Origin of the sequence: Actinomadura rubrobrunea NBRC 15275 (assembly GCF_001552235.1) — a bacterium.
Lineage (GTDB): Bacteria > Actinomycetota > Actinomycetes > Streptosporangiales > Streptosporangiaceae > Spirillospora > Spirillospora viridilutea.
On sequence record NZ_BCQU01000021.1, the window covers coordinates 1 to 11,690 of the forward strand.

The 11,690-nt window shown below is 72.2% G+C and carries 12 protein-coding genes; 10 read left to right on the forward strand and 2 right to left on the reverse strand.

The genetic code is table 11. The features are described 5' to 3' along the window. The 3 genes from sucB to lipB form a co-directional block, all read left to right on the forward strand. The coding region (sucB, locus tag AR3_RS08885) for a 2-oxoglutarate dehydrogenase, E2 component, dihydrolipoamide succinyltransferase (RefSeq protein ID WP_067911359.1) at window positions 1–999 on the forward strand (999 nt) is incomplete at its 5' end. Window positions 1,000–1,234: 235 nt separating this feature from the next. Then, window positions 1,235–1,972 carry a Type 1 glutamine amidotransferase-like domain-containing protein gene (locus AR3_RS08890; RefSeq protein ID WP_067911362.1) on the forward strand — a complete coding sequence of 246 codons (738 nt, stop codon included), beginning with the start codon at window positions 1,235–1,237 and terminating at the stop codon, window positions 1,970–1,972. 91 nt (window positions 1,973–2,063) lie between these two features. Continuing rightward, entirely contained in the window at window positions 2,064–2,735 is a 672-nt protein-coding gene (gene lipB / locus AR3_RS08895) for a lipoyl(octanoyl) transferase LipB (protein ID WP_083951166.1), read from the forward strand. Window positions 2,736–2,771: 36 nt separating this feature from the next. On the opposite strand, the gene AR3_RS08900 is transcribed toward lipB, so the two are convergent. Beyond that, window positions 2,772–3,275, reverse strand: a complete 504-nt coding sequence (locus tag AR3_RS08900) for a YfbM family protein (protein WP_067911365.1) — start codon at window positions 3,273–3,275, stop codon at window positions 2,772–2,774. 238 nt (window positions 3,276–3,513) lie between these two features. Between AR3_RS08900 and lipA the strand changes: the two genes are divergently transcribed. Continuing rightward, window positions 3,514–4,443: a lipoyl synthase gene (gene lipA, locus AR3_RS08905; RefSeq protein ID WP_067911368.1), complete on the forward strand. Its 930-nt coding sequence runs from the start codon at window positions 3,514–3,516 to the stop codon at window positions 4,441–4,443. A 113-nt stretch (window positions 4,444–4,556) separates the two neighbouring features. Beyond that, window positions 4,557–5,252, forward strand: a complete 696-nt coding sequence (locus AR3_RS08910; protein ID WP_067911371.1) for a DUF4191 domain-containing protein — start codon at window positions 4,557–4,559, stop codon at window positions 5,250–5,252. 94 nt (window positions 5,253–5,346) lie between these two features. Here the strand turns inward: AR3_RS08910 and AR3_RS08915 are convergent, their stop codons facing one another. Next, window positions 5,347–5,835 (reverse strand): RDD family protein, encoded by a 489-nt coding sequence (locus AR3_RS08915; RefSeq protein WP_067911373.1) that lies wholly within the window; start codon window positions 5,833–5,835, stop codon window positions 5,347–5,349. Window positions 5,836–6,079: 244 nt separating this feature from the next. Between AR3_RS08915 and glnA the strand changes: the two genes are divergently transcribed. The 5 genes from glnA (at window position 6,080) to AR3_RS08940 (ending at window position 11,681) form a co-directional block, all read left to right on the forward strand. Further along, window positions 6,080–7,504 (forward strand): type I glutamate--ammonia ligase, encoded by a 1,425-nt coding sequence (gene glnA / locus AR3_RS08920; RefSeq protein ID WP_067911376.1) that lies wholly within the window; start codon window positions 6,080–6,082, stop codon window positions 7,502–7,504. A 497-nt stretch (window positions 7,505–8,001) separates the two neighbouring features. After that, a complete protein-coding gene (locus AR3_RS08925) occupies window positions 8,002–9,195 on the forward strand; it encodes a hypothetical protein (protein WP_067911379.1) in 1,194 nt (397 codons plus the stop codon). Window positions 9,196–9,286: 91 nt separating this feature from the next. Continuing rightward, the gene (locus tag AR3_RS08930) at window positions 9,287–9,715 is read left to right on the forward strand and encodes an OsmC family protein (protein ID WP_067911525.1); all 429 of its coding nucleotides are present in this window, start codon (window positions 9,287–9,289) and stop codon (window positions 9,713–9,715) included. Window positions 9,716–10,003: 288 nt separating this feature from the next. After that, window positions 10,004–10,858, forward strand: a complete 855-nt coding sequence (locus tag AR3_RS08935) for a phosphatase PAP2 family protein (RefSeq protein WP_227023021.1) — start codon at window positions 10,004–10,006, stop codon at window positions 10,856–10,858. 25 nt (window positions 10,859–10,883) lie between these two features. Then, entirely contained in the window at window positions 10,884–11,681 is a 798-nt protein-coding gene (locus tag AR3_RS08940; RefSeq protein ID WP_067911381.1) for a phosphatase PAP2 family protein, read from the forward strand. Window positions 11,682–11,690 lie beyond the last annotated feature (9 nt).

The window sequence follows — 11,690 nt, forward strand, 5'->3', positions numbered from 1 at the left end:
GCGCCCGGCCCGGCGCCGTCCGAGCCGTCGGCGGACGCGCCGTACGTGACGCCGCTGGTGCGCAAGCTGGCCGCCGAGCACGGCGTCGACCTGTCCACCGTCAAGGGCACCGGCGTGGGCGGGCGGATCCGCAAGCAGGACGTCCTGGAGGCGGCGCGGGCCGCCCAGGAGGCCGCCCGGCGGCAGGCCGCCGCACAGGCCGCGCCGACCGCGGCGCCGTCGGCTCCCGCGCAGTCTCCCGCGCCCGCCGCGGCGCCCCCGGAGGCCGCCGCGCTGCGCGGCAAGACCGAGAAGATGAGCCGCATCCGGCAGACGATCGCCCGCCGCATGGTGGAGTCGCTGCAGGTCTCCGCGCAGCTCACCACCGTGGTCGAGGCGGACGTCACCAAGATCGCCCGGCTGCGGGAGCGGGCCAAGGACGACTTCCAGGCCCGCGAGGGCGTCAAGCTGTCGTTCCTGCCGTTCTTCGCGCTGGCGGCGATCGAGGCGCTGAAGGCCCACCCCAAGCTCAACGCCGTCATCAACAGCGAGACCAACGAGGTCACCTACCACGACGTGGAGAACCTCGGCATCGCCGTGGACGTGCCCGAGCGCGGCCTGATGGTCCCGGTCATCCACAACGCCGGGCAGCTCAACCTGGCGGGCCTGGCCCAGCGCATCGCCGACCTGGCCGAGCGGACCCGCACCAACAAGGTCAGCCCGGACGAGCTGGCGGGCGGCACGTTCACGCTGACCAACACCGGCAGCCGCGGCGCGCTGTTCGACACCCCGATCCTCAACCAGCCGCAGGTCGGCATGCTCGGCACCGGCGCGGTCGTCAAGCGCCCGGCCGTCATCGACGACCCGGAGCTGGGCGAGGTCATCGCGGTGCGGTCCATGGTCTACCTGGCCCTGACCTACGACCACCGCCTGGTGGACGGCGCCGACGCCGCCCGGTTCCTCGGCACCGTCAAGCAGCGTCTGGAAGAGGGCAACTTCGAGGCCGACCTCGGCCTCTGAGGCCCGCCCGCAGGCCGGGCGCCGCCCGCAGGAACCCCGCCGCTCCCCAGGAGGCGGCGGGGTTCCGCGCATTCCGGCGCGGCCGCGGGGCGGACCGCGCCGGACGCCGTCCGACGCGGTCCGAAAAATGCGAATACCAAGAATCGCCAAAGTCGGTCGCGATCTCCGGAGGCGGCCGTAGCGTGACGGGTGAACGCGAGCACGGCCGCAACCCCCACGCGACGGAGGCGAGACAGTGAGCACCGACGGCCAGCCCCACATCGTCGCGATCGGCGGCGGAAGCTTCGTCCCGGACGCCCGATACGGGTACGAACCCAGCCCGCTGCTGCGCTACGCCCTCGACCTGACCGGGCAGGACCGCCCCCGGATCTGCTTCCTGACCACGGCGCTCGGCGACGGCGCCGAGCACGTCGCCCGCGGCTACGCCGCCTTCTCGCAGCTGGACGCCGAGGTCAGCCATCTGGTCCTGTTCCCCATGCCGAACATGGCCGACATGCGCTCGCACCTGCTGTCGCAGGACCTGGTGTACGTGTTCGGCGGCAGCACCGCCAACCTGCTGGCGCTGTGGCGGCTGCACGGCCTGGACGAGGTCATGCGGGAGGCGTGGACGGAGGGCGTGGTGCTGTGCGGGCAGAGCGCGGGCGCGCTGTGCTGGCACGCGGGCGGCGCCACCGACTCGTTCGGCCCGACCCTGCGGGCGCTGACCGACGGGCTGGCGCTGCTGCCGTACGCGTGCGGCGTCCACTACGACAGCGACCCGCAGCGCCGCCCCCTGCTGCAGCAGCTGGTCGCGGAGGGGACGCTGCCCGAGGCGTACGCCGCCGACGAGAAGACGGCCCTGCACTACGTGGGCACGGAGTTCGTCCAGGCGGTGTCCTACGGCAAGGGCGCCGGCGCCTACCACATCACCCCGGACGGCCCCGGCTCGGCCAAGGAGCGCCGCATCGAGCCCAGGCTGCTCGCCTCCTCATGAGCACCCCGGGCATAAGCTGGGCGACGTGAGCGATCTGAAGGTAGACGTACGCGAGCCGGAGACCACCACGAGTGCCCCGGCCACGCGCGAACTGGTCGTCGTGCACGCCGGCTTCGGGGACGCGGCCGTTCCCTACATGGCGGGCTGGGACCTGCAGCGCCGCACCCACGAGCTGCGGGCCGACGACCGCATCCCCGACACCGTCCTGCTGCTGGAGCACGAACCGGTCTACACGGCGGGCAAGCGGACCGAGCCGATGGACCGGCCGCTCGGCGACCCCGGCGCCCCGGTCGTGGACGTCGACCGCGGCGGGAAGATCACCTGGCACGGTCCCGGGCAGCTCACCGGCTACCCGATCGTCCGGCTGCCCGACCCGGTGGACGTGGTCGGCTACGTGCGGCTGCTGGAGAAGATGATGATGGCGGTCTGCGCCGAGCTCGGCCTGGAGACCGTCACCAGGGAGGGCCGCAGCGGGCTGTGGGTGCCCGGCACCCCCGACCGCAAGATCGGCTCCATCGGCATCCGGGTGGCGCGCGGCGTCACCATGCACGGCTTCATGATCAACTGCGACTGCGACATGTCGTGGTTCGACCGCATCGTCCCCTGCGGCATCCGCGACGTCGGGTCCACCTCGCTGACTCAGGAGCTCGGCCGCCGGGTGACCGTCGCCGAGATCACGCCGCTGGTGGAACGGCACCTGGCCGACGTCCTCGGCGCCACCGGCGTCCTGCACCGCACGGCCGCCCAGCTGGTCGGCGCCTGACCGCCGCGGCGGTCCGGCGCGCGACCGGCCGGGCGGTCAGCCGGCCGCGGTCAGCACCTTGAAGACGGCCTGGCGGTCGGCCGCGGCCTCGGTGAAGAACGCGGTGACCCGCGCGTAGGCGGGCGCGAGCACCCGGTCGCGGTCCATGTCGGCGGCGTCCTGCACCTCGGCGGCGGCCATCGCGGCCGGGTCGAACCGCTCCGCGATCGTCTCGAACGGGGTCTCGGCCAGATGCTCGGCGGCGGCCGCGACCCGCTCGGGCTCGAGGTAGATCACGTCCATGCCCAGCTCGTCCGCGCCGTCCTCGGTGAGCAGGCGTCCGCCGCACACCACGTCGGCGGCGGGCCCGCGGCCCTCCCAGGCGTCGCCGGTGAGCAGGTAGTGCAGCGCCTGCCAGGCGGCGCCGAGGTCGACGATCTGCTCGGCGGGGTGGCGGCGGCGCCAGTCGGCGATCCCGAACACAAGCCGGGCGATCCGGAAGGGGTCGGGCTCGCCTTCCAGCGTCGGCGGCAGGCGCAGACACGTCATGGCCAGTCCCACGGTGGTTCCTCCGTACGGGGTCGAGACGGCAACAGGGAGTCACCTTAGAGAGATCGACGGATACGGAGGGCGAAAACGCGCGAATCGGCCTGTCTGGTTCGTCCCGTCCGCGCCGTGCCGACGGCGTGTCCGCGGTGTGCCGACGGCGTGTCCGCGGTGTGCCGGCGGCGTGCGGCGGGACGCAGGTCACGGGAGGGCGCTGTGCCGGTCGCGCAGGTCGGGACGTACCCTGGGGGGCGTGACGACGGTGACACCTGAGGGGCGCAAGCTCCTGCGCATTGAGGTCCGCAACAGCCAGACGCCGATCGAGCGCAAGCCCGACTGGATCAAGACGCGGTTGAAGACCGGCCCGCAGTACCGCGAGCTGGCCGCCCTCGTCAAGTCCGAGGGCCTGCACACGGTGTGCCAGGAGGCGGGCTGTCCCAACATCTACGAATGCTGGGAGGACCGGGAGGCCACCTTCCTGATCGGCGGCGACCAGTGCACCCGGCGCTGCGACTTCTGCCAGATCGACACCGGCAAGCCCGCCGAGTTCGACCGCGACGAGCCGCGCCGCGTCGCCGAGTCGGTGGCGCGGATGGGGCTGCGGTACGCCACCGTCACCGGCGTCGCCCGCGACGACCTGGAGGACGGCGGCGCCTGGCTGTACGCCGAGACCGTCCGCGCCATCCACGGCGCGGTGCCCGGCTGCGGCGTGGAGCTGCTGATCCCCGACTTCAACGGCCGTCCCGACCTGCTCGGCGAGGTGTTCGACGCGCGGCCGGAGGTGCTGGCGCACAACGTGGAGACCGTGCCGCGCATCTTCAAGCGCATCCGCCCCGCGTTCCGGTACGAGCGGTCGCTGGACGTGCTCACCCAGGCCCGTGCGGCGGGGCTGGTCACCAAGTCCAACCTCATCCTGGGGCTGGGCGAGACCCGCGAGGAGGTCTCCCAGGCGCTGCGCGACCTGTACGAGGCGGGCTGCGAGCTGGTCACCATCACCCAGTACCTGAGGCCCAGCCCCCGGCACCACCCGGTCGAGCGGTGGGTCAAGCCCGAGGAGTTCGTGGAGCTGCGCGAGGAGGCCGAGGAGATCGGCTTCGCGGGCGTGATGTCCGGTCCGCTGGTGCGGTCCAGCTACCGCGCCGGGCGTCTCTACCGGCAGGCGATCGAGGCCCGCGACGCCTGAGCCCGCCCGGGCGGGGCGGCGCGCGCCCGGCCCGATCACCGGCCCGCCCCGGCCGCCCGCCGCGGGCCGGGGAGGTGTCGGACGAGCGGTACGACGGCACTATCCTTGAGGCCATGTCGAATAAGCCGACGGACGGGGCCCAGGAGCGTCCGGGCCGTTTCCAGCAGATCCGACTGGTCGCCCGGGTGGTCCGGCAGGCGAACCCCAAGGCCCTGCCGATCGTGTTCGCGTCCGCGCTCGGCACCCTGGTCGTCGTCATCCTCATCGGGCTGGTCGTCGGCAGCCTGTGGTTCTTCATCCCGCTGGCGCTGCTGTCCGCGGCCGCCGTCGGCATGATCGTGTTCGGCCAGATGGCGCAGCGCGCGCAGTACAAGCTGATCGCCGGGCAGCCGGGCGCGGCCGCGGCGATCCTGAAGAACATGCGCGGGAACTGGACGGTGACCGAGGCCGTCGCCGGCAACCGCAACCTCGACATGGTGCACCGCGTGGTGGGGCGCCCCGGCGTGATCCTGGTGTCCGAGGGCCCGCCGAACCGGGTGGGCTCGCTGCTCGGCGCGGAGAAGAAGCGCATCGCGCGCGCCGCCCAGCAGGTGCCGATCTACGACGTGCAGGTCGGGAGCGCCGAGGGCCAGATCCCGATCGACAAGCTGCAGCGGCACCTGATGAAGCTGCCGCGCAACCTCACCAAGGCGCAGACGCGGGAGCTGAACGACCGGCTGCAGGCGCTGCCCCGCTCCATGCAGATGCCCAAGGGCCCGATTCCGAAGGGCGTCAGGATGCCCAAGGGCCCGAAGCCGAAGATGCGCTGACCGCGTCCCCGGAAGCGACAGCGCCCCCGTGCCGGGGGCGCTTTTTCATGCGTCGAACGGACTGCGCGCGATCGATCGGCTGCGTGCGGCCCGGCTACATGTTGACCACGACGGTGTGGGCGGCGCGGTCGTGCAGACCGCGGTAGTCGCGGTCCCAGATCAGCGCGGGCACGACCACCAGCAGCAGGAGGGTGCGGGCCAGCGCCCACACCGGGCCGACCGGGCGGCCGTCCAGCCGCGCCACCCGGATGCCGCACACCCGCTTGCCGATCGTGGTGCCGAGCAGCCCGACCAGCACCCACGCCTGCGCGCCGAACACCAGCAGCGTCGCGAGACTGCGTTCCGGCGGCGTCCACTCGAACATCCGCGCCAGGAAGCTGGCCACCAGGAGGGACAGCGCCCAGTCGATGAACAGGGCCAGCAGCCGGCGGCCGTATCCGGCGACCGCGCCGCCGCCCTGCTCGGGCAACCCCAGCCGCTCTCCCGGGTAGCCGAGGTCCGCCCCGGCCGAGCGGGCCCCGCCCAGCCACGTCTGCGTCCACCGCGGGCCCGAGGCGGGCCGCTGCTTACCGCTGCTGCTCATGGCCCTACGCTATCCGCTCCGCGCCGCGTCCCCTCATCGGCTCCCGGCCCCGGCGGGCCCGCCCCCGCCCGCCGGATGTGGCCGGGCGGGCGCACGCGACGCAAGAGACCAGGTGAAACGGCACGGACGCGTCGCAAACCGCCGCGCCGCGGGAGCCGTAACACCCGAGAAACACATGGGACACGGCAGGGAAACTCCCCGGCCATAGCTTCCAGGGGAGCCGAAAGCGCCCCAAGGAGGCCGGATGTTCAGCAGCGCCGACGAGGTCCTCAGCTATATCGAACGCGAAGGCGTGCAGTTCGTCGACTGTCGGTTCGTGGACCTGCCCGGCAAGATGCAGCACTTCACGTTCCCCGTGGAGAGCTTCAGCGAGAGCGTCTTCACCGACGGGCTCATGTTCGACGGTTCGTCCGTCCGCGGGTTCCAGGAGATCCACGAGTCGGACATGCTCCTGCTGCCGGACCCGAGCACGGCGGTGCTCGACCCGTTCCGCCAGCACAAGACCCTGATCCTCAACTTCTTCGTGCACGACCCGCTGACCGGCGAGCCCTACAGCCGCGACCCGCGGAACGTGGCGAAGAAGGCGCAGGAGTACCTGCGCGGCTCGGGGATCGCCGACACCGCCTACTTCGGTCCCGAGGCCGAGTTCTACATCTTCGACGACGTCCGCTTCGAGACCAAGCCCAACGCGGGCTACTTCTACCTCGACTCGATCGAGGGCGCCTGGAACACCGGGCGCGAGGAGGACGGCGGCAACCTGGGCGCCAAGCCCCCGTACAAGGGCGGCTACTTCCCCGTCCCGCCGATGGACCACTACACCGACCTGCGGTCGGAGATGGTCACCAAGCTGCTCGGCGCGGGCATCCACGTGGAGATGCAGCACCACGAGGTCGGCACCGCGGGCCAGGCGGAGATCGACTTCCGCTTCGACACGCTGCTGAAGACCGCCGACAACCTGATGCTCTACAAGTACATCGTCAAGAACGTGGCGCGCGCCGCGGGCAAGACGGTGACGTTCATGCCCAAGCCGATCTTCGGTGACAACGGGTCGGGCATGCACTGCCACCAGTCCCTGTGGAAGGACGGCTCGCCGCTGTTCTACGACGAGGTCGGCTACGCGGGGCTGTCGGACACCGCCCGCTACTACATCGGCGGCCTGCTCAAGCACGCCCCGGCGCTGCTCGCCTTCACCAACCCGACGGTGAACTCCTACCACCGCCTGGTGCCGGGCTTCGAGGCGCCGGTCAACCTGGTGTACTCCCAGCGCAACCGGTCCGCCTGCATCCGCGTCCCGATCACCGGTTCCAACCCCAAGGCCAAGCGGATCGAGTTCCGCGTCCCCGACCCGTCCTGCAACCCGTACCTGGCCTTCTCGGCGATGCTCATGGCGGGCCTGGACGGCATCAAGAACAAGATCGAGCCCGCGGACCCGATCGACAAGGACCTCTACGAGCTGCCGCCCGAGGAGGCCCGCGCCATCCCGCAGGTGCCCGGCTCGCTGGAGAAGGTCCTGGAGGCCCTCGAGGCCGACCACGACTTCCTCCTGGAGGGCGGGGTGTTCACCCCCGACCTCATCGAGACGTACGTGGACATGAAGCGCGAGTTCGAGATCGACCCGATCCGGCTGCGCCCCCACCCCCACGAGTTCGAGCTCTACTACGACGTGTGACCGGGCGACCGCGTCGTGATCGGGGGCGGCGCGAGCCGTACGGCGAGGCGCCGCGCGTGATGGGCCGCGCGTCGCGCGGCCTCGCCGCCCCCTGATCGACGCGCGACTCGAGCCGCGCCCGGGCGCCGGTTCCGGAGCCGTTCCGGCCGGCGTCGCGGGTTCCGCGAGTCTCCTTGCGGATGAGGCGTCCCGACTCGCGCGAGGCCGCCGGCCGAGGCCCCTCCGGGGCGCGGCCGGCGGCCTTTCGCATGCGGCGGCGCTCACCGCGCCTCCGGCACCGGCTGTCGCCGCGTCGCTCACCAGGTGACAGCCCCCTGGCCGGGGAGAGCGACGCGTCTTCGCACGGACACGCACTGTGATGGCGGCGGCTAGTCTGGAGGGCGCGACCGGCCGACCGCCCCGGGCCGCCGAACGCGCCGACGGCGGTCGGTGCCGGCGGGCGAACCGGAGCCGCGCCGGCGCGTCGGCCCGGCGCCCGGAGCACGAGGAGGCGAGCGATGGCCGGAGTCCCCTACAGCCTGCCCGCGGCCGACCCCGACGACGGCGGACGGGCCGCCTCGGTGCGGCACGGCGTCGACGACCTGGCCGCACGCCTGGCGGTGCACGAGGAGGTCTACGGCGTGCCGCTGGACGGCTTCGCCGGCTCCGACGACGACGCCAAGCTCCGGGCCGCCCTGTCGTACGCGGCGGCGCAGACCCGGCCCCCGGCGATCGTCCTGGCCAACCGGGCGCACCGGTTCGACGGCGGCCCCTACCCGTACTACGACGGGCTCCGGCTCGTCGGGTCCCTGGGCACCCTCGAGCGCGAGTTCGCCTCCGCCGGACCGCAGTGCGTCGCGACCGTCGGCGGCAGCGCGCTGTTCTCCGTCCCCCGCGCCGGCGTGAAGAACATGTTCATCCACGGCGTGCAGTTCCGCGCCGCCTCCGGCCGGGTGCACTTCCAGACGCCGATCACCGACTTCGCCAAGGGGCCGATCGTCCAGGACGCCGACTTCCGCGGCCTCGCCTGGGTCGGGTTCAAGACCGTCATGCACGCCCGCCACCTGCGCTGCTCGATCGAGCGGGTGTACGTCAACAACGGCACCGACACCCAGTTCAAGCTCGCCGGGTCCGACAACTACTACTTCGTCGAGGGCAAGTCGTTCATGTCGGCGCACGCCCTGAAGGCGTCGATGTTCTACCTGTGGTTCACGCACATGTCCCGCACCCAGGTCGGCCCGATCTACATCACCCCGGAGGTCGCCACCGCGGTGCGGATCGACGGGTCGTACGGCGACCTGGTGTTCACCGGCACCCTGTTCGACTGCACGGGCCGCAGCGCCTCGACCGCGTGCCAGGGCGCCGCCGTCCTCATCACCGGCGGCAAGGGCATCGTGTTCCGCGACTGCTGGTTCTTCAACAACGCCGTCAACCCCGCCGCCACCGGCCGCCGCCCCGTCGACCGGGGGCAGGTGTTCATCCGGGGGTCGGCGGCCGACATCCTCTTCGACGGCTGCCAGTTCAACGGCGGCGCCGCGCAGACCACGCACACCCCGCCCGGCACCCCCGCCATCTACGCCGCCACCGGCGTGTCCGGGGTCAAGGTCTGCAATCCCCTCGCCCCCAACAAGGGCGTCAAGCTGCTGCAGCAGCAGTCCGCCGGGATCATCGCCAAGTACGGCGCGGACGACTGGACCCTGAAAGTCGCCTAGGGGCCGACCCCGAGGGAACATACTGGTCGCCGACCGTGTTCCGTTGGCGAGCGGCGGAGAGACCGCCGACGCGGCGATCAAAGGGGATCAGATGGCCACGGTGAGGGTCGAGCGGAACGGCGACGCGTTCGAGGCGGTCAACGACCGCGGGGCGCGGGTCGCCGTCGACGGCTCCGGGGAGACGCCCGGCGCGTTCACGCCGGTGGAGCTGCTGCTGGCCGCGCTGGGCGGATGCGAGCTGGTCACCGTGGAACCGCTGACCGCCGGGCGCGGGCACCGGCTGGCGCGCCTGTCCGCCACCGTCCGCGCCGACAAGGTCGCCACCAGCAGGCTGGGCACGATCACCATCGCCTACGACGTGGAGCTCCCCGAGGGCGACGACGAGGCCGCCGACGTGTTCGAGGCGGTGGCCCGCCGGGTGCACGAGCGCTACTGCACGGTGGGCAACGCGCTCAAGGAGCCGATGACCGTGGAGCAGGCGCTGCCCGCCGCCTCCCGCGCGGACGGCGACCCCGCCTAGTCCTCCAGCCGGACCCGAGGGGACGCCGCCCACCGCCGTTCATCAGGGACTTCCCTGAGGCTCTCCCGGGGAAGACGCGCGCCCTCCCCCCAAAGTCCGGACACAGCGTCAGGGATGTACTACTCAAGTCTGAGGACAAGACCATTCGTCCCGGTGATCTCAAGTAATGGCCGCGCGGCAAGGATAGGCGGCATGGCCCATACCGCCCCCACGGCTCCCCCAAGCCGGCTCATCCCCCCCGGCCGCGTCGCGGCGTGGCCGCGGGCAGGGGCGAAAGGGCGGCCGCTCGTGCCGTCGGTGTGGCGCGAGCTGGCGCTGATCGTACTGTTCTACACGGCTTATACGCTGACGAGGCTGATCCTGGTTCAGGACGGCACGGCACCGGCCTTCGCGCACGCCGACCAGATCCTGGCGTTCGAGCGATCCCTGGGCGTCGACGTCGAACTGCCCCTCAACCAGCTCCTGCTGGAGGTCCCCTGGCTGGCGCGCGCCGCCAACGTCTTCTACGCCACGGCCCACTTCGCGGTGACGCTCGGTGTCGTCGTCTGGGTGTACCGGAGCCATCCGGAGCACTACCGGTGGCTGCGCACCGGCATCATGGCGGCGACGGGCGCGGCGCTGCTGGGCTTCTGGCTGTACCCGCTGGCCCCGCCGCGGTTCCTGGAGCACGAGGGGTTCGTGGACCCGGTGACGGCCCTGCACTCGATGGGGCTGTACGCCAGCGACGCGTCCGCCACGCTGACCAACCAGTACGCGGCCATGCCGTCGATGCACGCGGGCTGGGCGCTGTGGTGCGGGTTCGCGCTGGTGCGGCTGGCGACGCGGCGGTGGGTGCGGGCGCTCGGCGCCGTCTACCCGGCCACGACGGTGGCCGTCATCCTGGCCACCGCCAACCACTACGTGCTGGACGCGGTGGCCGGGATCGCGTTGGTCTCGGCGGCCCTGTGCGCGTCCCGGCTGCTGTACCGCCGCCTCCCGCTCGGCTCGGCGGGGCGGACGGGTGCCGTGGCGACCGCGGCGGCCGAACGGCGTGCGGAGGCGGAGCTCGATGCGCAGACGAGGCGGCGGCGCCCCACGAACCCGGACATCGCGGATACGGGCGACACGCTCCCTGATTCGGATGCGTCCGTACATGCGTGTTGATCGTCCCTCTGCGATCCTTGGGCGCATGCCCCGAAGCGACGACGCGCCCGACCCCTCCGCGGACGGCGGCGCCGCGGGACGGCGGGCTCGGCGTCCCCGGCTGTGGCCGGAGCTGCTGCTGATCGCGATCTGCTACGCCTGCTACTCGATGGTCCGCAACCTGGTGCCGGCCGACCACGCCACCGCCGCGCACCGGGCCCAGGAGATCCTCGCCCTCGAGTACCAGCTGAACCTGGACATCGAGTACGCGCTGAACCGGCTGTTCGTCGACAACGCGTGGCTGGCGATCCCGGCGAACTACTTCTACGCCACGATGCACTTCGCCGTCACGACCGGGGTGCTGGTGTGGCTGTACATCCGGCACCCGGACCGCTACACGACCTACCGCACGGTCCTGTTCGCCACGACGATGGTGGGGCTGGTCGGGTTCTGGCTGTATCCGCTGGCGCCGCCGCGCATGCTGCCGGGATTCACCGACACGGTGATCAGTTTCGGGACGTGGGGCATCTACGGCTCCTCGCCGATGGCGTCGATGTCCAACCAGTACGCGGCGATGCCGTCGATGCACACCGCGTGGGCGCTGTGGTGCGCGGTCGCGGTGATCGGCGTCGCCGGACGGCGGCGCCCCTGGACGATGCCGGCGGCCGCGCTCTACCCGACCGTCACCGTCTTCGTGATCATGGGCACGGCCAACCACTTCCTGCTCGACGCCGTGGGCGGGGCCGCCGCGCTGGCCTGCGGCTTCGCGCTCCGCCACGGCGCGTTCCGGGCGTTCTCCGTGGTCCTGCCCGCCCGCGCGGGCAGCCAGTCGTCGACGCCGTGAGCGCCGCCG